This is a genomic window from Clostridium akagii DSM 12554 (assembly GCF_000686725.1).
GTDB lineage: Bacteria > Bacillota > Clostridia > Clostridiales > Clostridiaceae > Clostridium_I > Clostridium_I akagii.
In genome coordinates, this window is record NZ_JMLK01000011.1 from 87804 (window position 1) to 110715 (window position 22912).

Consider the following 22912-nt stretch of genomic DNA (forward strand, 5'->3'; position numbering starts at 1 on the left):
GATGATTGAAATTAGAGATGAACATTTCGCGGCTGTAGAAGATTTTAAAAACAAAGCTGGAGAATATGTAAGCGGTAAATTAGATCCACTTAGATTTAAAGCATTTAGAGTGGCTATGGGTATTTATGAGCAAAGAAAAAAAGAAACTTATATGGTAAGGACAAGAATACCAGGTGGAGTTATAAACAAAGATCAGTTTAAGTTAGTAAGTGAACTTTCCAAAAAATATTCTAGTGGAAAACTTCATTTAACTTCAAGGCAGGATATACAATTTCAAAATGTAGAACTTAAAAATGTGTATACAATAATGAAAGAACTAATAGAAAAGGGAATAACGACTAAGGGAACAGGTGGAAATACAGTAAGAAACGTAGAATGTTCTCCACTTTCAGGGGTTTCCCATGATGAAATATTTGATGTAACTCCTTATGTGAAGGTGGCAACAGACTATTTAATTAAAGACCCAAGCACCATGAATCTTCCAAGAAAATATAAAATAGGTTTTTCAAATAGTAAGGAAGATACAGCAAATGCCACTATTTCAGACCTGGGTTTTATAGCTAAAATTCAAAATGCAATAAAAGGTTTTGAAATTTATGCTGGTGGAGGTTTTGGAGCAAATCCAAGAGTGTCACTAAAACTTTCGGATTTTAGTCCTGATACAGATATACTTTATTATATTCAAGGATTAAAAGAACTTTTTGAAAAAGAGGGAGACAGAACAAATAAAAACAAGGCAAGAATAAGATATATAGTAGCACGGCTTGGGGAAGAAAAATTTTTAGAAGAGCTAAAAGGATATGTGGCAAAAGTTAAAAATAGAATTAACTTAGATGTAATTATTGAAAGCACGTTAGAAGAAATAAATCCTAAAGAGGAAAAAATAGAAAAAGGTTACGAAAATATAATCTTTGCTGAAAAGCAAGATGGCTATTATTCAATATATGTACATGCTCAAAGTGGTAATTTAAGAGCAGAATCATTAGATTCAGTAATTACATTTGTAGAATCTTTAGACTATGGAGTTACGCTAAGAGTAACTAACACTCAAGGATTTTTTGTAAGGAGTTTAAAAGGTGAAGATGCAAAAAAACTTGCAGATATCGTGCTTAAATTTGCATCTCCTTTTAATATTGATAATTCATTAACTTGCGCAGGCGCTTCAACTTGTCAGTTAGGTCTTTGTTTATCACAAAGTTTATTAATAGCAATAAAAGAAAAATTTAAAAATGCAAGTTATGAAGTTAAAGATGCCCTTCCAAGATTATTTATTTCAGGATGCCAAAATTCTTGTGGTCAGCATGAAAAAGGTAAGATTGGGTTAAGCGGGAAAGCAGTTAGAACTCAAGATGGACTAATGCCAATGTATTCAGTTTTCCTTGGAGGAAAAGTAGGAAGCGGTGGTGCTAAGATGGGAGAACTATTTGGAGTAGTTCCAGTTAAAAAAATTCCCCAATATCTTTTAGAATTAGCCCAGCTTAAAGTGAAACTTGGTTATGAATGTTTTGATAAGTTCATTGAAGAAAAATCTCAGGACATAAAGGATCTTATAGAAAAAAATTCATTAGTAGAAAGTTTTAGTGAAAATCCAGATTTTTATTATGATTTTGGAGCAGATGAAAAGTTCACTCTTAAGGGAAGGGGAGCTGGAGAGTGTAGTACTGGAGTTCTTGATGTAATTAAGTTAGATATATCAAATGCTGAGGGTAGTCTTTCTCTATATAAAGATAATAAGGATAATGATGTTTTATACGCCTCAGCTTTATCTTCAGCAAGGACTTTACTTGTTTTAAAGGGAATAGATTCTAACAAGGATAGAGAAATATTTAAGGGTTTTAAATCAAACTTTATAGATACTGGATATGTAAAACCTGAAATTTCAGTATTATTCGATTCTTTAATAGATTATAAACTTGGAGATATAAGTGATATATCAAGCTATGCAGATGATATTACATATTTGCTAGAAAAGGTTAAAGCTATGTATGAATCATTAAATGGGCAACTGGAAATAACACTGCCAAAGGAATTAAAAGATGAAGAAACACAAGAAAAGAAAGAACAAGAAAAAGTGGATATAGTAGATTTTAGAGGGGTTCAGTGTCCAATAAATTTCGTAAAAGTAAAGATTGAACTTTCAAAAATAAAATCTGGTGAAAAGAAAGGTTTTTATCTAGATGATGGGGCACCCATTGAAAATGTTCCTAAGAGCGTTGAAAAAGAGGGTCATAAAATAATTTCAATAGATGAAAATTATAAGGGTTACAATTTACTTACCATAGAGAAAAAATAATTAGGAGTGTGAGCTATGAATTTCAATACGAGACTTATACACGGAAATCATAAAGTTGATAGTGCCGGAGCCACAAATACTCCTATTTATCTTTCCAATGCATTTGCACATGATTCAGCTGAAAAGCTTGAAGGGATAATGTCAGGAACAAGTATGGGGTTTGCATATACAAGGATCTCAAATCCAACTGTGAACTCATTTGAACGAAGAATGGCAAGTATTGAGGGCGGACAAGTAGCTACCTCTGCTGCCTCCGGAATGAGCGCTATTTATTTAGCAGTTATGAATATATTAGAAACCGGAGATGAGATAATTGCCTCTAGTGGACTTTATGGAGGAACATATACTCTCCTTACAAATCTTAAGTCCTTTGGCATAAACGTAAAGTTTCTCGGCACAATTGATGAGGCAAGCTTAAAAGCAAATATAACGGATAAAACAAAAATTGTATTTGGAGAAACCATAGGTAACCCAAAGCTGGATGTGCTAGATATAGATTTAGTAGCAAAGGTATGCACTGATAATAATGTGATTTTTATAGTAGATTCAACTATTACGACACCATATCTTATAAATCCTCTAAAACATGGAGTAGATCTAGTTATACATTCCACTTCTAAGTATATAAATGGTACATCAAATTCCATAGGTGGAATCATAGTGGATGGTGGAAGCAGCAAGTATAAAAGTGATAAATTTAAAAATTTTAAGGATTACACTAAAAAGTTTGGAAAGTTAGCTTTTACTGCAAAACTTAAAGCAACCATAGGAAAAGATTTAGGAGCAGCACTTTCACCATTAAGTGCATTTTTAAACCTAACGGGAGTGGAAACTCTAGGGTTAAGGATGTGTCAGCATTGCAAAAATGCTAAGGCTGTAGCTGAATTTTTAGAGAGTAATGAAAAAATAGTTTCAGTAAATTATCCCGGACTGAAAAGTTCCAAGTATTATGGCATTGCACAAAAATATTATAAAGATGGAGCTAGTGGAATACTAACATTTAGACTTGGCAGTAAAGAAAATGCTTTTAAATTTGTGAATGAGCTAAAACTAGTGAAAAACCTAACAAACATTGGAGATACAAAAACAATAATTATTCATCCTTCATCTACAATATGTGTAACAAATACAGAGGAAGAAAAAGAAAACATGGGAGTTTATGATGATCTTTTAAGATTGTCTGTAGGAATTGAAGATGTTGAAGATATTATAAATGATATAAAAGGTGCAATAAAAGTTATATGAGGTGATGTTTTGGATATAAAGGCAACTAATGTAGTTTGGCACAATACAAGTGTAAAAAGAGAAGACAGAGAAAAGATCTTAAAGCAAAAGGGTATACTACTTTGGTTTACCGGCCTTTCCGGTTCAGGTAAATCATCAGTGGCTGTGATGCTTGAGCAGAGACTTCATGATAAAGGCAAATTAACCTATCTTTTAGATGGTGACAATGTAAGGCATGGACTCAATAAAGATTTAGGGTTTTCTAGCACAGACAGAATAGAGAACATAAGAAGAATAGCAGAACTTTCAAAACTTTTTGTGGATGCTGGAATCATAACCATAGCCACATTCATATCACCATTTATAGAAGAAAGAGAAAAGGTTAAGAAACTTTTAGGAGAAGATTTCAGAGAAATTTATGTGAATTGCCCATTAGAGATCTGTGAAACTAGAGATCCAAAGGGTATTTATAAAAAGGCAAGGCAAGGAACTATAAAAGATTTTACAGGTATAGATTCGCCTTACCAGGAGCCAATAAATCCCGATATTACAATACATACTAATGAAAACAGTTTAGAGGAGTGCACATCACAAATTATTAATTATCTTTATGGGTAAGCTTCAACAAAAATAGATAGCAAAAATGCTAATAGGATTTCATAAATATAACTAAAAAAGTGAGGATTGATATAATGAAGTTAAACCCTGAAATTATAAGTACTGATATTCTCATAATTGGTGGAGGTGCGGCAGGCTGTTTTGCAGCATTAACTGCAGCTAAAACCGTAAAGGTTATAATTGCAGAGAAAGCCAATATAAAAAGAAGTGGTTGCCTTGCAGCTGGAGTCAATGCTCTTAACGCATACATAACAAAGGATGAATCTCCAGAGTCTTTTGTTAAATATGTGAAAGAAGAATTTAGTGGTGTGATTAGAGAGGATCTTGTGTACTCCATAGCCAAAAAACTTAATAGCGTAACAAAAACTATAGAAGATTATGGTCTTACAATTTTAAAAGATGAAAATGGAGAATATGTAACTCGTGGGAAAAGAAGTATTAAGATAAATGGTGAGAATATAAAACCAATTATTGCAGAAGCAGTAGCTAAAGAAAAAAACATACAAATTAAAAATAAGCTAAATATTATAGACTATATAAAAAAAGATGGAAAGATAATAGGTGCTTTTGGTTTTTCAATAAATGAGGCAAATCTATATGTTATCTATGCAAAGGCAGTGATTTGTACTACTGGGGGTGCAGCAGGCATATATAAACCTAATAATCCAGGCTTTTCAAGGCATAAGATGTGGTACAGTCCTTTTAATACAGGTGCGGGTTATGCAATGGGCATAAGAGCGGGAGCAGAAATGACTACCTTTGAAATGAGGTTCATTGCATTAAGGTGTAAAGATACAATTGCACCTACAGGAACAATTGCCCAAGGGGTTAAAACTCCTCAAGTTAACGGCAATAAAGAACTGTATTTAAGAAAGTTTGGAAAATCCACTACGGTGAATAGATTGTATGCAACGGTTATGGAAAACTTAGAAGGCAATGGACCTTGTTATTTAAAAACTACAGATATAAATGAAAATGAGGAGAGGGAACTTCTTAAAGCATATTTAAACATGGCACCAGCTCAAACACTGAAATGGATTGAAAATGGAACATCTCCAAGAACTGAAGATGTGGAAATAGAGGGAACAGAACCTTATATTGTTGGTGGGCATGGCGCATGTGGTTATTGGATAGATAATTCAAGAATGACTACAATTAATGGTTTATATGCTGCTGGGGATGTGGCAGGAGGAAGTCCTAAAAAATATGTAACAGGTGCTTTTGTTGAAGGGGAAATTGCCGCAAACTCTGCGGTTAGATATATAAAAGATATTAAAGAGAAAAAACTTTCTGAAGAAGAAATTCAAAATAAGTTAAAGGAAGTTAACAATTTTCTTGAAAACAACAAGTCCTTATACAGTACGGAACAGCTAGAACAGGAAATGCAAAGAGTTATGGATAAGTATGCAGGTGGAATATCTGAAAATTACAGATATAATGGTAAAAACCTAAAGAAAGCAGCTAAGAAAATTAAGGAACTAATGGTTATAGCCTATAAACTTAGTGCCACTGATGCCCACAACCTATTATTCATATATGAATTATTAGATAGGCTATATGTGGCAAAGATACTTATTTATCATATGCTTGCAAGAAAAGAAACAAGATGGCATTGTTATGAAGAATATGAAGATTATCCACAAGTTGATGACAAAAACTACTTAAAATATATAAATTCTGTGTATAAAGATGGAAAAGTTAATATTGTATTTAGAGATTTAGTTGGAAGGGATGAGATTTATGAGCATAAAAATTGATGTTAATAAATGTGTTGGTTGCAATAAATGCTTAGAAATCTGTCCTGGAAGCTTAATCTACAAAAACGAAAGTAATAAAGCTTTTATAAAATATGAGAAGGATTGCTGGGGATGCACCGCCTGCCTAAAGGAATGTAAATTTAAAGCAATTAAATATTATTTAGGAACCGATATCGGAGGAAATGGTGCTGAATTATATGTGGAAGAAGTTAATGATACGCTGAATTGGCACATTACTGATAAATGTGGTAGGGACGTAATAATTTCAACAAATAGAAAACAATCAAATAAATATTAAGGGGGAAATAAAAATGAAAAAAACACTATTAACGCTAGCTATTATTGGGACATTGGCTGCAGGGGTTTTAGCAGGATGTAATGCTAAAAAAAGTGATGATGCCCAAACAGTGCGAATTGCATATTTTCCTAATATAACTCATTCTCAAGCATTAGTAGGCATGGAGGAAGGAAAATTTAAAAAAGCACTAGGTGATAAGGTAACAATCCAATGGAAACAATTTAATGCTGGGTCATCAGAAGTGGAGGCATTTTTATCTGGATCGGTTGATATTGGTTATATTGGACCCGGACCTGCAATAAATGGTTATACAAAATCCAAGGGAGATTTACAGGTAATAGCAGGTGCCACAGACTCAGGTGCTGTTTTGGTTAGCAGAAAAGGTGAAAACATTAAGAGTGTAAAAGATCTTGCAAATAAAAAGGTTGCAATACCTCAGTTTGGCAATACACAGGATTTAACTCTTAGATTCTTGCTTGCGAATAATGGATTACAGGATAAGACAAAAGGCGGAAATGTAGAAATAGTTGCCGCTGATAATCCCGATATTGTAACACTTCTTGATAAAGGTTCAATAGACGCTGCACTAGTACCAGAACCATGGGGTTCAAGAATTCAAAAACAAGCTTCGGCTGATTTAGTATTGGATTCTAATAAGGTTTGGAGAAATGGAAAATATCCAACTGCACTTGTAGTTGCAAGAAAAGAATTCATAAAGGATCATCCTGATGTAATTGAAAATTTTCTAAAGGCACATGTGGAATTAACAGACTATATAAATACTAATAAAGACAAAGCAGCAGATGATGCAAATATAGAGTTTAAAACCCTTACTAAAAAGGCACTAGACAAGGATGTTTTGAAAACTTCATTTAGTAGATTATCACCCACAGTAGATCCAGAAAAAAATGCAACCAAAGCTATGATTGATATGTCTTTAAAAGTAGGATTTATTAAAGAAAAACCAGCTGATGAAAATGGATTATTTAATCTTGATATTTTAAACAAAGTACTTAAGGCAAAAGGAGAAAAAACCATTAATTAGGAGGCGACAATTTTGGGGTTAGAGATAAAAGAGGTAAGTAAAAAGTTTATAACTAAAAATAAAGAAACTTATACTTTAGACAATATAAATTTATCTATAAAAAAAGGAGAGTTTATATGTCTTCTAGGGCCTTCTGGTTGCGGGAAGTCTACTTTGCTCAATATAATTGCTGGACTATTAAAACCTAGTTCTGGAACTGTAAGCCTTAGTGGTCAGGTAGTTAAAGAGGTTGGACCAGATAAGGCTATGATGTTTCAGGAATCTGCACTTTTTCCTTGGCTTAACGTTATTGATAATGTTGAGTTTGGAATGAAGATGGCAGGAATCCCAAAAGAAGAAAGACGGATTAAAGCTATAAAGTATTTAAAGATGGTCCATTTGTCTAAATTTGAAAAATCATATGTACACGAACTCTCTGGTGGAATGAAACAAAGAGTTTCACTGGCAAGGGCCCTAACACTGGATTCAGAACTCTTACTTATGGATGAGCCATTTTCAGCTCTTGATAGTCAAACCAAAAGTATTCTTCAGCTTGAACTTCAGAAGATATGGTGGGAGACAAAAAAAACCATAGTATTTGTAACTCACAATGTGGAGGAAGCAGTGCTTTTAGGTGATAGGGTTATAGTGATGTCTGCCAATCCTGGGAGAATAAAAAGAGAATTCAAAATTCAATTAGCAAGGCCAAGAGAAGCACAAAGTGTGGATTTGGCATACGTTGCAAGAGAAGTTATGAATGAACTTAAAGAGGAGGTGGAGAAGGTTGCAAAAAGCGAATACGACAATGATTGGAGCATTGAAAAAAGTAATATTTTATATGATTCTAATAATAATATGGGAAGTGGTTTATAAAGTAGGAGTTGATGTACTGGGTGTTTGGAAGTCCTATACTTTTCCGGAACCATTGAGCGTTATAAAAACTTTGGGTTCATTAATAAGTGATGGGTCATTAATTGGGGCAATACTTATAAGTATGAGAAGAATAATTATTGGTTATACAATTTCGCTAGTGGTAGGATTGATACTGGGGCTTCTCATTGTAAGATTTAAATATTTAGATGAAAATTTCAGTGCTCTTATTTTAGGGATGCAAACACTTCCAAGTGTTTGCTGGCTGCCCTTTGCCATACTTTGGTTTGGTTTAAGTGAGAGTTCTATAATATTTGTAACAACCATAGGTTCAGTATTTGCAATTTCTATGGCAACAGAAGCAGGAATAAAAAATGTAAATCCAATATACGTTAAAGCAGCTAGCACCATGGGAGCAAAAGGACTGAAATTATATTTCAATGTAGTAATACCTTCTGCACTTCCATCAATAATAAGTGGTATGAAACAGGGATGGTCATTTGCTTGGAGAGCACTAATAGCAGGTGAAATGCTATCAGCTACAAAAGGTATTGGACAGATACTTATGGTAGGAAGAGATCTGGCAGATATAAATCAGGTGGCGTCAGTGATGATTGTAATAATAGTTTTAGGTCTTGTCATAGATAAATTTATCTTTGGAGCCCTAGAAAAAAGTGTTAGACGAAGATGTGGACTTGAGAGAAATTAAGGAGGAATTTATATGGATCATTTAGACAGATTGGAAGCAGAAAGTATTTATATTTTAAGAGAGGCTTATAAGCATTTTGGAAAACTTGGAATGCTATGGTCAATTGGTAAGGACTCCACAGTAATGTTGTGGCTTGCACAAAAAGCTTTTTTCGGAAATTGCCCATTTCCACTAATTCATGTGGATACAAAGTACAAAATACCCGCAATGATAGAGTTTAGGGACAAGGTTGCTAAGGACTATCATCTTAATTTAATAGTTCATACAAATACTAAAGCAATTGAAGAAGGAATGGGACCAGAAAAGGGCAGACTGGTGTGTTGCAAGGCATTAAAAACTGATGGACTGCAACAAGTTGTTACTGAGTATGAATTCGACGGACTTATTGTAGGGGTAAGAAGAGATGAAGAAGGGTCAAGATCAAAGGAAAGAGTTTTTAGTGAAAGAAATGCCGAATCAGAATGGGACTATGCAGATCAACCACCTGAACTTTGGGATCAATTTAAAACTGATTTTAAAAAGGGTAACCATATAAGAATTCATCCACTTTTAGGTTGGAGAGAAATTGATATTTGGGAGTATATAAAACGAGAAAGTATCCCAATAATAGATTTGTATTTCTCTAAAAATGGTAAGAGGTACAGAAGTCTTGGGTGTGCACCATGTACAAATCCTATCGATTCAAATGCGTCAACACTAGACGAGATAATTGAAGAACTTAAAAATTCGGATGATACGGAAAGATCAGGAAGAGCGCAGGATCAAGAAGATGCTCATGCACTAGAAAAACTTAGAAAGCATGGGTATATGTAATGGGGGCGGATGGAGTGAAAAGCGAAAGAGAGAATTTAAATATTGTGGTAGTTGGACATGTGGATCATGGTAAATCAACACTTATTGGAAGGCTTTTATATGATACAAATTCACTTTCTAGTGGTGCTATTGAAAAGGTAAAAAAAATATCAGCGGAAAAGGGAAAAAGTTTTGAATATGCATATCTTTTAGATGCTTTTGAAGAAGAGCAAAAGCAAGGCATTACAATAGATATAACAATGATTCAATTTTTTACAAAAAAAAGAGACTATGTGATTATTGATGCACCAGGTCATAAGGAATTTTTAAAGAATATGATTTCAGGTGCAGCTAGTGCAGAAGCAGCTTTTTTATTAATTGATGCTAAGGAAGGTATACAAGAACAGACTAAGAGACATGGATATATACTTTCACTACTTGGAATAAAAAAAGTTTATGTAATTGTAAACAAAATGGATCTTGTTGATTATTCAGAGGAGAGATTTAATGAGTTGCAACAGCAGTTCAATGAATATCTTAGCAATTTAAACATATATCCAGAAAAATATGTACCTATTTCTGCGTTTAATGGTGAAAATGTAACTTCAAAACCTAAAAGCATGCCTTGGTACAGAGGTGATTCTGTAATAGAAACCATGGATAATATTGAAAAAGAAAAGGGAATAGATGAAAAAGCACTTAGATTTCCAATTCAAGATGTATATAAGTTTGATAGCAGAAGGATTATTGCAGGAAGAATAGAAGCAGGTACCCTTAAAAAGGGAGACGAAATTGTTATATATCCAAGTGGCAAAACTACAAGGGTTAAATCCATTGAAGTTTGGCAGGAAAAAGATAAGACGAACGTAGTAAAAGCGGGAATGTCTGTAGGAATAACTGTTGAGGACGAATTTTTCAACAAACGTGGAGAGATAATCTGCCACAAAGAAGAAAGACACGTTTCTACAGCCAATATTTTTAATGCGAATATATTTTGGCTTGGAAAAAATAAGCTGGAAAAATTAAAAACATATAAATTAAAGCTTGCAACTCAGGAAATAGAGTTTGAAGTATTGTCATTTAATAAAGTTATAGATGCAGTTTCTTTGGATTCAAATGAAAAACTTAATGCCATAAAGAAAAATGACGTGGCTGAAGTTACAATTAAAACAAAAACTTCAATATGTTTTGATGCATTTAGTGATACTCCAGCACTGGGGAGATTTGTTATTATAGATGATTACAATACGGCAGGCGGTGGAATTATATCCAGCGCTGAGGGATCTATTAAAAGGGGAGCAAATGAAGTTAAAAGCAAAAATATTGCAATAAGGAAAAGGCTTGTATCCAAAAAGCAAAGGGAAGAGGCACTAAATCAAAAAGGCAAGGTTATTTGGCTTACAGGACTACCAGGCTCAGGAAAAAACGAAATAGCAGTTAAACTTGAAAAAAAACTGTTTGATCTTGGTAAAAAGGTATATTATATTGATTCTGCTTGCCTTAGATTTGGACTCAGCAGTGATTTAGCGTTTACAAAAGATGATGCTCGGGAGCAGACGAGAAGAATAGCAGAAGTGGCTGATTTATTTGCAGATAGTGGAACAATAACTATAGTAAGTTCTGTAAGTAGATATAAAGATCACAGGGAATATGCAAAAGAAATAATTGGCAATGAAAATTATATAGAGGTACTTATTGAGGCAACTGATGAAATATGTAAAAAGAGAAACCCTAATGCCTTTGAAATAGCAAGTGAAGATGCTTTTAAATATGAGAAATCTGAGTATCCTGTTATATCTTTAAATATAAGTGATACTGAGTTTAACTCAGATAAAAAAGCTGAATCAATTATAGAATTGATAAATTTATAAATTTCGTTTATTATTAAAGTGTATGTAGGATAAGATGATTATAATCTTATCCTACATTTTTTATAAACTACATATAATTTTAGAGGTGAAAAAAATGAGCTATTTAATTATGGCTGGTATTGATTATGAAAATAGTAATGTAGAAACAAGAGAAAAGGTGAGTTTTACACCTAGCGCTATTAAAAGAGCCTATGAAAAGATAAAAAGTGAGGGGAAAATAAAGGAAGCAGTAATAGTTTCAACTTGTAATAGAAGTGAAATATACGGTATTTCAGAAAAAATTAACGGAGAGGAATATCTGAAAAATTTCTATTCTTCTTTTTTTAATATATGTAGCCAAGAGGCTGAAAAAAATATAGTGCTTAGAACTGGATTTCAAACGATTTACCATTTATTTCAAGTTACAAATGGATTTAAATCCATGGTACTTGGAGAAGATCAAATACTTGGGCAAGTAAAAGATGCTTACAAACAGGCACTTATAAATAAGGGCAGTGGGAAAATACTAAATAGATTATTTTTAAATTCTATTACAGATGCAAAAAAAATAAAAACTCAAACATCCTTAACAAATACTTCAGTATCCGTAAGTGCCATTGGAATAAAACTTATTCATAGCCAGTTTAAAAGTCTAAAGGGTAAAAAAGCTTTAGTTGTGGGACTAGGTAAAATGAGTATGTTATCCATACAGTATCTTTTAGCTGAAGGTATTTCAAAAATTTATGTAACAAATAGGACAAGAACAAAGGTGTTAGATATAGAAAATACAGCAGATAACATTGAAGGTTTAGATTTTAAGTGCAAGCAGGAAGCCTTTAAAGATGTAGATATAATAGTAAGTTGCACCAGTGCACCTCACTTTGTTATACATAAGGATGAATTTGTTAACAATTACAATGACAATCCAATATGTATACTTGATCTAGCTCTTCCAAGAGATGTAGAACCGGAAATAGGAACACTAGATAACGTTAATTTGTATGTTATAGATGATATAAAAAGTATAGCGGATAAAAATGCTAAAAAGAAAATTGTTGAATATGAAAAAGGTATGGAATATCTTAAAGAGGATGTAATAAAATATATAAATTGGCTAAGCAGTGAAGGCATAGAATTAAATGATTGTAACAATATAACGAAATCAGTATTTCATGAAGGGATAAGTGTATGATAAAAAAGATTATAATAGGAACCCGTGGGAGTAATCTGGCATTAGTACAGACAAATATGGTAATTGATGAATTAAAAAATATATACCAGGATTTAAAGGTAGAAGTTAGAGTGATTAAAACTACAGGAGATAAAATTTTAGATAAAAGTTTAAGTGAAATTGGTGGTAAAGGGCTATTTATAGCTGAAATAGAAAATGCTCTTAGCAGTGGCGAAATAGACATAGCTGTGCATAGCATGAAGGATGTGCAAAATTCTGTTGGACCTGAGTTTAGAATCCTAACTGCTCTTAAAAGAGAAGATCCAAGAGACGCACTTATAAGCAGAGATAATAAAACACTTTTAAGTTTACCTAGGGGAGCTACAGTTGGAACTGGCAGCCTTAGGAGAATTGTTCAGCTAAAGAATATTCGTCCGGATCTTTATTTTAAACCTCTAAGGGGAAATGTAGATACCAGGATAAAAAAGCTTGAAAACGGTGAAGTGGATGCTATAGTTCTTGCAGCAGCAGGCCTAAAAAGAATGGCACTACAAGAAAGAATAGCTGAATACATTGATACTAAAAATTGTATTCCATCGGTAGGACAGGGCGCTCTTTGTTTTGAAATAAGAGAAGGAGATGAAGCTATTTTTAATATAGTAAAGCCTTTGGTAGATGCAAAAGATCTAAGATGTGTATCAGCAGAAAGAGCTTTTTTAAAGGAAATGGATGGAGGATGCACCATTGCAATAGGAGCATATGCAGAGGAAACTCACGGACAAATAAAATTAGATGGGTTTGTATGTGATGATAATAATGAAGTGATTTTTAGGGATTTTACAGTGGGGAAATCAGAAGAATATGAAAACATAGGAATAGAATTAGGCAGAAAGTTAAAATTGCAAAAGGCTGGTGAATAGTCTCTATGGGAAAAGTATATATAGCAGGGGTTGGTTCAGGGGACGAAAAACTTATAACTGTAAGGGCAATGGAATGCATTAAAGAAGCAGATGTTATAGTTTATGACAGGCTAGCTAATCCAAAATTTTTATCCTTTGCAAAGAAAGATGCTGAAAAGATAGATGTAGGTAAACGCGCCAATAAACATACCCTTGCTCAATGGCAAATAAATGAACTCTTATGCAAAAAAGCTAAGGAAGGCAAAATAGTTTTAAGACTTAAGGGTGGCGATCCCTTTGTATTTGGAAGAGGTGGAGAAGAGGGGCTAGAACTTTTTAAAGCGGGCATAGAGTTTGAAATCGTCCCTGGAGTTTCAGCCGCCAATGCAGTTACAGCATTTGCAGGAATACCACTTACACACAGAGGTATAAGCAGTTCTTTTCATGTTATAACAGGACACGAGGATCCTACTAAAAATGAAAATATTATAGATTACAGTGTAATAGCTAAACTAAGTGGAACACTGGTGTTTTTTATGGGATTAAATAATCTAAGTAGCATATGCACAAATCTAACGAAGAACGGTAAAGATAAAAGCACACCTGTAGCTGTGATTTCTAATGGAACTCTTGAAAATCAGAAAACTGTCTGTAGCACTTTGCAGAATATAGTAGATTTAAAGGACTCTATGGAGTCACCAGCACTGATTGTTGTAGGTGAGGTAGTTTCACTTAGAGAGTCATTAAATTGGTTTGAAGGCAAACAGATAAGTCAGAAGAGGGTACTTGTAACTAGATCAACGGATCAGTATAAAAAATTTGCAAGTGCTATAGAAGATGTTGGCGCAGTACCTTTAAGCATGCCAATGATAGAGGTTAGAGATAGATTAAATGCTTTTGAAATTAAAGAGATGTATAAAAATATAGAGCAGTATAACTGGATTGTATTTACAAGTGAAAATGCAGTGAATATATTTATGAGGGGTCTAATGAATGAAAGAGGCGATGTAAGAGTTCTTTCAGGCTTAAAAATAGCTGTAATTGGAAGCGCTACAAAAGCAGCACTTAATAAATATTATTTAAAGGCAGATATAACACCACCAGAATTTGAAACCGAAATCTTAGCTCGGGAGCTAAGAGATAAGGTTAAAACAGGTGAAAAAGTACTGCTTCCAACTTCCAGCCTTGCTCATAACTCTATTTATGGTGCTATAAAAGAAGTTGGTGGTCATATAGATATGGTATTTATATATGAAGTTGTAACACCAAAGTATGAGAAGGGTGAACTTATGGAAGTTTTATCAAATATTGATGTTGTTACGTTTACAAGTCCTTCCTGTGTTAAAGGATTTGTTACTATACTTAAGGAAGACAGCTATGATACCTCAGCAGTACTTAAGGATAAGGAAGTTGTCTGTATTGGACCAATTACAGGGAAGGCTTTAAGTGAAGCGGGCGTTGAGAGGTTTAAGTGTGCTAAAGTGCATAACGTGCAGGGCGTGGCAGGGGAAATCAGTGACAAGTGACAAGTTAATATGTGGTAATTTACATTGTGAATATTACTCCCCTTATTAAAGATATCAGAAACTTAAAATAATTATAAAAACATTTAGATAAACATGGCTTTTATGGAATATAATAGTTGATAGCATGGAATAATTGTGGTACAATTCCCATATACATAATTATGAAATGAAGGTGATATTATGAATTTTATGACCCCGGGTGAAAAGGTTAGGAAACTGAGGATTCAATTAAATTTAACTCAAGAAGATTTGCAGGCTGAAAAACTCACTAGAGGTCTTATAAGTATGATTGAGACTGATAGGCGGGATGTTACTTATTCAACGGCTGTAAAGTTGGCTGAAGAGTTTAACCAAAAAGCTGAAGAACTTAACATTCTTATGAACATTGATGAAGCCTACCTAATGCGTTCTCCAAAACAGGATGCTGAAATTTATTGCTTTAATAGACTAAAAAATGAGGACATAACTCAAAGCACAATAGACGAAATTTTTGAATTAATAAGTGAATATGACTTATTGGAAGTGAAAGCCAAAACATACTTTAAACTTGGAGAAATAAGCGAGGACAAGAAAAATTATGATGAAGCTTGCATTAATTATGACAAGGCTATAATAATATATAAAGATATTTCTAAAGATAAAGAGTTAGGGTATGTTTATCTTAGACTGGGATCTTGTAAGGGAAAAAGTTTGCAACATGATACAGCCGTAGTTTATTTTAATTTAAGCCAATATTACTCTTTTACTTATGGAGATAAAAACACTGAAGGATTGTCTTTGTACAATTTAGCAAATGCATATATTTATTTAAATAAAATTGACTTAGCTTTGGAAACTGTTGAAAAATACTTAACAATCAGTGACAAAGAAGATTATTACTACAATTATGGACTTAATATTAAAGCACAATGTTATGAAGCTAAAGAAAATTATGATAAAGCTATAGAAATATATAAATCTCTACTAGAAAAAAATCTGGACAACGAGAATCCTATTTTGGGATATGTGTATAATAATTTAGGCTTAAATTATTGTAATAAAAATGATTTTAAAGAGAGTATGAAATATTTTGAGATGGCTGAAAAGTTTAGAAGCGAAACGGATAAAGAAAAATTATCACATAGTCTTATAGAAAAATCAATTGTTTTATTAAAACAGAATTTATATGCTGAGGCGGTTAAATCCATTGAACTAGGATTAAAGTACGCAAAAAACTATAATGATCTGGAATATTTAATAAAAGGTTATTATAATTTACGTGATATATATGATAAAATAAATGATTTCGAAAATGTGGAGAAGGTTTATGTTGAACTAATTGAGTTATTAAGGACTAATGGGGATATAAGTAATCTTAAATCAGTTTATGATAAAATAGCTCTTATGTACTTAAAACAGGGTAAATCTACTCTATGTGAAAAATATTTATTGTTATCTGATGGTTTAAATTAATAGGGAGGTATATCATGAAAAATAAAACAATGAAAAAATTAAATCTAGTTCTAGGTTGCTTAGTGTTAACACTATCACTATCAGTTAATGTACTAAACCTTAACTCAACAAGTTTAACTAAAGCACCAATACACATTGATGAGAACTCTCCATATGCATGAAATACTATAAAATCCATGTATATAGAATAGCTAAAAGATTATTATAAAGTATAGGACTAAAAATTTGATTACCATGAAAAGTTTAAGCACGGCCGCATTGCAGCTGTGCTTAAACTTTTGTTATATAATACGAATTCTTATTATTGATATTCACCACTAAAATGCTTTTGCATTTTTTCATAAAATTAGGTATCATTATATTGGTATACTCTGGGGTACCACCTTTTTTGATTTTTGTGGGATATCAGAAATTCAATTATATCAGAAGAAATGGAACCATTATTTTTTTTATAAAAAAACACCTAAAAGCCTTACTAAAACGAGCTTTAAGAAAAATAAAACAGGTATAGTGGTTAAAGCACTATTTATTTGTTAATAGGAGATAACGTATGAAAAAAGTTATAATACTTATTGTTTTTGCAATTTTAGTAGTGATTTATCCAACACTTAATAAGCATAATGCCAGTAATATTAAGGCTGTCAACGGTATTATTAATCTAAATAATTATGATTTTATACATAATGGTATTGTTAAGTTAGATGGACAATGGGATATGTACAATAATAAGCTACTTGATCCAGAAAAAGTGAAACAGGAAAAAACTGATAAATATTTGATAATACCTAGTGAATTAAAAAGCCAATTAAATGGAAAAAACACTGGATATATGACATTGAGATTAAGAATATATGCACCATCCAAAGTTGTATATGGACTTGAAATTAAAAGTATGCTATCGGCTTCAAAGGTTTGGATAAATGGCATTTTACAAGGATCAACAGGGAAAGTAGGGAAAAGCTATAATGATGAAAAGGCAATATATTTGCCTACATACCAATATTTTACTTCTGAAAATGGCGTTATTGATATAGTAATTGAAACATCTAATTATAGGGATATTTTTCCTGTGATTGATTCTATGGATTTAGGACTCAAAGACCAAATAATGAATCAATTTATATTGAATTCAAGCGTAGATTTAATAATAATTGGAAGCTTGTTTATTATAGAATTGTTGTTCTTGCCATTTTATACACGTCTTAAAAATAATAAGTGCTTTTTATATTTTTCTTTGCTCTGTGTATTTGTACAATTGAGATGCCTCTTCCTCAATGAAAGAATAATTATACATTTCTTCCCCAATATGCCTTTTGAACTTCTAAGCAAGACTGCGGCACTTACATATTATTTGTGGATACCAATATACGTGTTGTTTTTAAAAGATATGTACAAAAGTTTATCTAAAAAAATAGTTACCCTGTCATGGGCATTTTCAATAATATTTACTATTATATGTCTTACAACTAACAATGTATTTTACGATAAGCTTTCATATGTAAGTCAAGCTATTCTAACAATTATTGTAATCTATTTATTGATATTTTTAATAAATAAATTTAGAGAGAGAGAAAAAAATAGTGGAGCAACACTTTTGGCTCTAATATTTCTAATAATAACAACATGTAATGACATATTGGTGAATAATGGAGCTATATATGGCAGATATGTTTTTCAAATAGGAATGTTTATTTTTGCATTTTTAGAAACTTATGCACTTATAATTAAATATTGTGACGATTTAGTACATTATGAAAAGCTGAAAATTGAAAATCAACTTATATATGAGAAATCAATTAGAGATAGTCTTACAAATTTGTATAATAGGAATTATATTGAGAAAATACTGGATAATACAATGGAAAATTACAGAACAAGAGGAGAAATATTTACTACAGTGATGTTTGACATTGATTTTTTTAAATCAGTTAATGATACTTATGGTCATCCATATGGGGATAAAGTTTTGATAACTATAAGTGATTTGATTGATAGTAATGTTAAGAATATAGGTTATGCTGGAAGGTATGGAGGGGAAGAATTCATTATCATTTTACCTGACACAAATAAGGGAAAAGCTAAAGAAATAGCAGAAAAAATTAGGGATAGCGTTAGTGAGCTTGCATTTAAAGATGAAGCTAAAATTACTATAAGCGGAGGTTTGTATGAAAATGACACTTTTATAAAGGGAGAATGTATAAAAAATGCCGACAAACTTTTGTATAAGGCAAAAGAGAATGGGAGAAATAGAATAGAGGTATAGAAAGAGAATTCATCTGTAAATTCACCTAAAGTGCTTTAGAAAGCATCTATTGACAATAAATGAATGATCGTTTATTATATAAATACAAACAGAGGTGGTAAGATGAGAAAAAAGGATGATGAAAAAGAAAAAAAAATAAAAGAAGCAGTAATTAAATTAATACTTCAAGAAGGTTTTTATGGTACGTCTATTTCAAAGATCGCTAAAGAAGCAGGGGTTTCTCCAGCCACAGTATATATATATTTTGATAACAAAGAGATTATGTTTCAAGATATTTATCGTGAGTACTCAGAAGAAATTTATAATTATCTTTTAAATAATGTACATCAAGGAATGGGAGGACAGCAACTTATAGAAATACTTGTTAGGAGTTATTATAATTATATTCGGGAAAATAAAGAAATTTTCAACTTTGTAGATCAGTTTTCAAATTGTCCCTCATTAGCTAGTGGTTGCTTAGAAATGCAAGGCATTTGCAATATTAATAATTTGATAGTTGAGATGAAAAATAACCGTATTATAAAGGATTATAATAATGATAATTTACTGGCGATTCTGTTTTGTCCAGTAAAAGAAATTGCGGTGAATAAAAATAAAAGTGAAGCAGAAATGGTAGAATTGCTCCAAGAGATGATCAAAATTATTCAGAATGCTTTGCTAATTTAAAATCAAGATAATTTAGTTAATAATATATTTAGAAAGAGAGGTGGATCTCTGATGAAAAAAAAATCAAGCGTTGTTGGTTCAACAATAATTTTCATTATTGTTGTTATTGCAGCACTATCGCTTTTTAAAACAAATCAGACTTCAAAAACTATTAATTTTAATGAATTTCAGAATGATTGGACCAATAAAACTATAAAAAGCTTCACGGTAGAAGAAGATAAAATGTTAGTTTCGGGAACTTTAAAAAATGGAACTACATATGAAACGGTTGTCCCATCTGCCAGATTATTTCAATTCATTAAAGATCATCCAAAGAGTGCGGATGTTCAGGAAATATACCTAAAACCTGCAACTTTACCTATATGGTTACAGTATTTGCCTACGGTACTAATGATATTAATGTTTGTATGGTTTTTTTCTTCAATGATAAAGCAGTCCAATGGTGCAGGTGGTGGTGCTGCAATGAAGTTTGGTAAAAGTAAAGCAAAACTTGTGGATCCTAATAATAAGAAGAAAGTTAGTTTTGATGATGTTGCAGGAGCAGATGAAGAAAAAGCTGAGCTTGCAGAAATAGTTGATTTTTTAAAGCAACCTAAACAATATATAGATATGGGCGCTCGTATACCAAAAGGTGTTTTACTTGTAGGACCTCCGGGAACGGGTAAGACACTTCTTGCAAGAGCTATTTCAGGTGAGGCTGGAGTACCATTTTTTAGCATCTCCGGTTCGGATTTTGTAGAAATGTATGTAGGTGTAGGAGCTTCCAGAGTAAGAGATTTGTTTGAGCAAGCAAAAAAGAACTCGCCTTGTATAGTTTTTATAGATGAAATTGATGCTGTGGGAAGACAAAGAGGTGCAGGAATTGGTGGAGGAAATGACGAACGAGAGCAGACATTAAATCAGCTGTTAGTTGAGATGGATGGATTTGGAGAAAATGAAGGAATTATAATGATTGCAGCTACGAACAGAGCTGATGTACTTGATCCAGCACTACTAAGACCAGGTAGATTTGACAGACAAATACTTGTTGGAGTCCCTGATACAAAGGGTAGAGAAGCAATTTTGGCAGTGCATTCAAAAAATAAGCATCTTGAACCAGAAATTAAGCTTAGTGTACTTGCTAAGAGAACACCAGGATTTACAGGTGCAGATCTTGAAAACTTAATGAATGAATCAGCACTTTTAGCTGTACGAAGAGCTAAAAAACTTATAGGCATGGATGAGCTTGAAGAAGCAGTTACAAGAATAGTAGCCGGACCTGAAAAGAAAAGCAGAATAGTAAGTGAAGAAGATAGAAGGCTTACAGCATACCATGAGGCAGGACATGCGATTGTAATGAAATTACTTCCAAGGCTTGATCCTGTTCACCAAATAAGTATAGTTCCTAGAGGGATGGCTGGAGGGTATACTATGCATCTTCCAGATGTGGAAAGTTCATATATGTCCCGTTCAAGACTTGAAGATGAAATCGCAGGACTCCTAGGTGGAAGAGTTGCAGAAAAACTAGTTATTGGAGATATAAGTACTGGTGCAAGCAATGATATTGAAAGAGCAACTTCCATAGCAAGGAAAATGGTAATGAGCTATGGAATGAGTGATACTCTTGGACCAATAACCTTTGAATCGGGTAGTGACGATGTATTTGTTGGTAGAGATATGGGTAAAAGTAAAAGCTATAGTGAAGAAGTTGCAAATAAAATAGATGAAGAAATAAAAAAAGTTATAGATGAAGCATATAATAAAGCATTGACGCTTCTAACTGACAATAGGAGTAAACTTAATGCTGTTGCTGAAGAACTTTTAGTAAAAGAGAAACTTGAGGCAGCGGATTTTCAAGAAATATTTGCAAGAAGCTAATTAATTTAACAATTTTAAACACTGAGGAGAAATCCTCGGTGTTTTTTGTTTCATTAATACTTAGTTAATATTGATACGAGCCAGAAGGGTAGAATGACTATATTTAGTGCAAGAATTGAAAACAAGTAGATTAATGACATATCAAGTGAAATTTGATAAAATTATATAGTATATAACTTTGAAATTCATAAGATGATAAATACAGTGAGGTAAAAATGAAAAAAATATTAATAATTGAAGACGATGTGCTACTTAGAAAATATATAGAAGAATATTTGGTGGGATATGATTACGAAGTTCAGATTGTAACAGATTTTAATAATGTAAAAGAAGAGACTTTGAAAGCTAGCGCTGATCTAGTGCTTTTAGATATTAACCTTCCAAAGTTTGATGGATTCTATTTTTTGAAGGCTATTAGAAATAAATTAACTGTGCCAGTAATCATAGTGTCTGCAAGAAGCTCTGAGGGAGAGCAAATAAGGGGAATGAATATGGGAGCTGATGACTATGTAACCAAGCGATTCAATATGGGAATTTTGGTTGCAAAAATCAATGCAGTGCTTAGAAGGACTAATACTGATAAAAATAACAGTATAAAAATCAATGATATTATGCTCATTTGTGAAAGTATGCAACTTAAGGCAAATAATAAAATAATTGAACTTAGTAAAAATGAATACAAGCTTCTCAAAATTTTTATGAGTAATTATAATAAAGTTGTTTCTAGGGAAGAGCTCTTGGAGGAACTTTGGGATGATACTGTATTTGTGGACGATAATACACTTACGGTTAACATAACAAGACTTAAAAAGAGATTAGATCAAGTGGGAGTAAAAGAGTCAATTATAACTAAGAGGGGGATTGGATATGTCTTTACTTAAGAGTATAATTGATACCTTGAAAAAAGAAAAAATAGCTATAATTTTATTCCTATGTAATACGCTTACAATTATGCTTTATTACTATTTTCTGTTTGATAAACAATTTGATATATATCCAATAATATTAACGGATACTTTTTTATTATGTTATCTTGTATATAAATTTTTTGTGTACAGGACCTTGAACATTTCATTGAGAGAGGGAAAAGTTAGTCCACAATATAAAATAAAATCAGGTTATATTTTTGAAGATGTGCTTAATGGCTTAATGGATGTACATAATTATTATATTTCTAAAATTTATAGTATGGAAGCAAAATACGAAGAAAGAAATAAAATTTTGGAAGAATGGATTCATAATATGAAGACCTCAGTGTCGATTATAGAACTTGCATCAGAAATGGGGAAAAATCAAAACTTGGGCAAAATAATTGATGATATTGCAGATGAGAGCAACAAGCTTCAAGAAAACCTTGAGGGAGCATTAAATTTATTTAGAATTAATGATTTTAGAAGGGACTATATGCCTGAAAAGATAAATCTTAAACGCTATTAAGTATTCCATGAAAGATAAATTGGAAGGTCTAATTTAGTTATAGGTATTATAGGAATAGCTATTCTTATAGCTTCATTGATAGTTTTTCAAAAAACAATAAATCAAGAATTTAAAAACAGTGGAAATATGCTGATTGTATCAGTTGTATTAACGATTGTATCTCTATATCTTATAATAGGTTTTATTATGAGTCTCATAGTAACAAT

The 22912-nt window shown here is 32.3% G+C and carries 20 protein-coding genes; all 20 read left to right on the plus strand.

All coding sequences use genetic code 11. The features are described 5' to 3' along the window. The first annotated feature begins 1 nt into the window (after position 1). Positions 2 to 2293 (plus strand): sulfurtransferase TusA family protein, encoded by a 2292-nt coding sequence (locus BR66_RS0106215; RefSeq protein WP_026882136.1) that lies wholly within the window; start codon positions 2 to 4, stop codon positions 2291 to 2293. Between the two features lie 15 nt (positions 2294 to 2308). Continuing rightward, on the plus strand, positions 2309 to 3538 hold the full coding sequence (locus BR66_RS0106220) for an O-acetylhomoserine aminocarboxypropyltransferase/cysteine synthase family protein (RefSeq protein WP_026882137.1): 1230 nt from the start codon (positions 2309 to 2311) through the stop codon (positions 3536 to 3538). A gap of 9 nt (positions 3539 to 3547) precedes the next feature. Further along, a complete protein-coding gene (cysC, locus tag BR66_RS0106225) occupies positions 3548 to 4135 on the plus strand; it encodes an adenylyl-sulfate kinase (protein ID WP_026882138.1) in 588 nt (195 codons plus the stop codon). Between the two features lie 74 nt (positions 4136 to 4209). After that, complete coding sequence (locus BR66_RS0106230; RefSeq protein ID WP_026882139.1) at positions 4210 to 5892, plus strand: adenylyl-sulfate reductase subunit alpha; 1683 nt, start codon at positions 4210 to 4212, stop codon at positions 5890 to 5892. Next, complete coding sequence (locus BR66_RS0106235; RefSeq protein WP_026882140.1) at positions 5876 to 6190, plus strand: 4Fe-4S dicluster domain-containing protein; 315 nt, start codon at positions 5876 to 5878, stop codon at positions 6188 to 6190. Before BR66_RS0106230 ends, BR66_RS0106235 begins: the two co-directional genes overlap by 17 nt. Positions 6191 to 6203: 13 nt before the next feature. Further along, entirely contained in the window at positions 6204 to 7235 is a 1032-nt protein-coding gene (locus tag BR66_RS0106240; RefSeq protein ID WP_084156368.1) for an aliphatic sulfonate ABC transporter substrate-binding protein, read from the plus strand. A 12-nt stretch (positions 7236 to 7247) separates the two neighbouring features. Continuing rightward, entirely contained in the window at positions 7248 to 8087 is an 840-nt protein-coding gene (locus tag BR66_RS0106245; protein WP_026882142.1) for an ABC transporter ATP-binding protein, read from the plus strand. Next, positions 8053 to 8793: an ABC transporter permease gene (locus BR66_RS0106250; protein ID WP_084156378.1), complete on the plus strand. Its 741-nt coding sequence runs from the start codon at positions 8053 to 8055 to the stop codon at positions 8791 to 8793. The genes BR66_RS0106245 and BR66_RS0106250 overlap by 35 nt, the downstream gene beginning before the upstream one ends. A gap of 12 nt (positions 8794 to 8805) precedes the next feature. Then, positions 8806 to 9606 carry a sulfate adenylyltransferase subunit CysD gene (cysD, locus tag BR66_RS0106255; RefSeq protein WP_026882144.1) on the plus strand — a complete coding sequence of 267 codons (801 nt, stop codon included), beginning with the start codon at positions 8806 to 8808 and terminating at the stop codon, positions 9604 to 9606. Positions 9607 to 9620: 14 nt separating this feature from the next. Continuing rightward, positions 9621 to 11456 (plus strand): GTP-binding protein, encoded by a 1836-nt coding sequence (locus BR66_RS0106260; protein WP_026882145.1) that lies wholly within the window; start codon positions 9621 to 9623, stop codon positions 11454 to 11456. 94 nt (positions 11457 to 11550) lie between these two features. Beyond that, positions 11551 to 12627 carry a glutamyl-tRNA reductase gene (hemA, locus tag BR66_RS0106265; protein ID WP_026882146.1) on the plus strand — a complete coding sequence of 359 codons (1077 nt, stop codon included), beginning with the start codon at positions 11551 to 11553 and terminating at the stop codon, positions 12625 to 12627. Further along, positions 12624 to 13526, plus strand: a complete 903-nt coding sequence (gene hemC / locus BR66_RS0106270) for a hydroxymethylbilane synthase (RefSeq protein WP_026882147.1) — start codon at positions 12624 to 12626, stop codon at positions 13524 to 13526. The genes hemA and hemC overlap by 4 nt, the downstream gene beginning before the upstream one ends. 5 nt (positions 13527 to 13531) lie before the next feature. Then, a complete protein-coding gene (gene cobA / locus BR66_RS0106275; protein ID WP_026882148.1) occupies positions 13532 to 15031 on the plus strand; it encodes a uroporphyrinogen-III C-methyltransferase in 1500 nt (499 codons plus the stop codon). 180 nt (positions 15032 to 15211) lie between these two features. Next, positions 15212 to 16483 carry a helix-turn-helix domain-containing protein gene (locus BR66_RS24745; RefSeq protein WP_051624123.1) on the plus strand — a complete coding sequence of 424 codons (1272 nt, stop codon included), beginning with the start codon at positions 15212 to 15214 and terminating at the stop codon, positions 16481 to 16483. A gap of 14 nt (positions 16484 to 16497) precedes the next feature. After that, complete coding sequence (locus tag BR66_RS25590) at positions 16498 to 16644, plus strand: hypothetical protein (protein WP_156946239.1); 147 nt, start codon at positions 16498 to 16500, stop codon at positions 16642 to 16644. A gap of 389 nt (positions 16645 to 17033) precedes the next feature. Further along, complete coding sequence (locus BR66_RS0106290; RefSeq protein ID WP_026882149.1) at positions 17034 to 18746, plus strand: sensor domain-containing diguanylate cyclase; 1713 nt, start codon at positions 17034 to 17036, stop codon at positions 18744 to 18746. Between the two features lie 102 nt (positions 18747 to 18848). After that, positions 18849 to 19412 carry a TetR/AcrR family transcriptional regulator gene (locus BR66_RS0106295; RefSeq protein WP_026882150.1) on the plus strand — a complete coding sequence of 188 codons (564 nt, stop codon included), beginning with the start codon at positions 18849 to 18851 and terminating at the stop codon, positions 19410 to 19412. Between the two features lie 51 nt (positions 19413 to 19463). Then, a complete protein-coding gene (gene ftsH / locus BR66_RS0106300) occupies positions 19464 to 21269 on the plus strand; it encodes an ATP-dependent zinc metalloprotease FtsH (protein ID WP_026882151.1) in 1806 nt (601 codons plus the stop codon). A 215-nt stretch (positions 21270 to 21484) separates the two neighbouring features. After that, positions 21485 to 22150: a response regulator transcription factor gene (locus tag BR66_RS0106305; protein ID WP_026882152.1), complete on the plus strand. Its 666-nt coding sequence runs from the start codon at positions 21485 to 21487 to the stop codon at positions 22148 to 22150. Continuing rightward, positions 22137 to 22706, plus strand: coding sequence for a hypothetical protein (locus BR66_RS23260; RefSeq protein ID WP_051624124.1), 570 nt, complete (start codon positions 22137 to 22139; stop codon positions 22704 to 22706). Before BR66_RS0106305 ends, BR66_RS23260 begins: the two co-directional genes overlap by 14 nt. Positions 22707 to 22912 lie beyond the last annotated feature (206 nt).

Excerpts from the sequence above, each read along its gene's own strand:
- hemC (WP_026882147.1), top strand. The coding sequence starts at position 12,624 with ATGATAAAAAAGATTATAATAGGAACCCGTGGGAGTAATCTGGCATTA.
- BR66_RS23260 (WP_051624124.1), top strand. The coding sequence starts at position 22,137 with ATGTCTTTACTTAAGAGTATAATTGATACCTTGAAAAAAGAAAAAATA.
- cobA (WP_026882148.1), top strand. The coding sequence starts at position 13,532 with ATGGGAAAAGTATATATAGCAGGGGTTGGTTCAGGGGACGAAAAACTT.
- ftsH (WP_026882151.1), top strand. The coding sequence starts at position 19,464 with ATGAAAAAAAAATCAAGCGTTGTTGGTTCAACAATAATTTTCATTATT.
- BR66_RS0106295 (WP_026882150.1), top strand. The coding sequence starts at position 18,849 with ATGAGAAAAAAGGATGATGAAAAAGAAAAAAAAATAAAAGAAGCAGTA.
- BR66_RS0106230 (WP_026882139.1), top strand. The coding sequence starts at position 4,210 with ATGAAGTTAAACCCTGAAATTATAAGTACTGATATTCTCATAATTGGT.
- BR66_RS0106240 (WP_084156368.1), top strand. The coding sequence starts at position 6,204 with ATGAAAAAAACACTATTAACGCTAGCTATTATTGGGACATTGGCTGCA.
- BR66_RS0106235 (WP_026882140.1), top strand. The coding sequence starts at position 5,876 with ATGAGCATAAAAATTGATGTTAATAAATGTGTTGGTTGCAATAAATGC.
- hemA (WP_026882146.1), top strand. The coding sequence starts at position 11,551 with ATGAGCTATTTAATTATGGCTGGTATTGATTATGAAAATAGTAATGTA.
- cysD (WP_026882144.1), top strand. The coding sequence starts at position 8,806 with ATGGATCATTTAGACAGATTGGAAGCAGAAAGTATTTATATTTTAAGA.
- BR66_RS0106290 (WP_026882149.1), top strand. The coding sequence starts at position 17,034 with ATGAAAAAAGTTATAATACTTATTGTTTTTGCAATTTTAGTAGTGATT.
- BR66_RS0106305 (WP_026882152.1), top strand. The coding sequence starts at position 21,485 with ATGAAAAAAATATTAATAATTGAAGACGATGTGCTACTTAGAAAATAT.
- BR66_RS0106215 (WP_026882136.1), top strand. The coding sequence starts at position 2 with ATGATTGAAATTAGAGATGAACATTTCGCGGCTGTAGAAGATTTTAAA.
- BR66_RS25590 (WP_156946239.1), top strand. The coding sequence starts at position 16,498 with ATGAAAAATAAAACAATGAAAAAATTAAATCTAGTTCTAGGTTGCTTA.
- BR66_RS24745 (WP_051624123.1), top strand. The coding sequence starts at position 15,212 with ATGAATTTTATGACCCCGGGTGAAAAGGTTAGGAAACTGAGGATTCAA.
- BR66_RS0106250 (WP_084156378.1), top strand. The coding sequence starts at position 8,053 with ATGATTCTAATAATAATATGGGAAGTGGTTTATAAAGTAGGAGTTGAT.
- BR66_RS0106220 (WP_026882137.1), top strand. The coding sequence starts at position 2,309 with ATGAATTTCAATACGAGACTTATACACGGAAATCATAAAGTTGATAGT.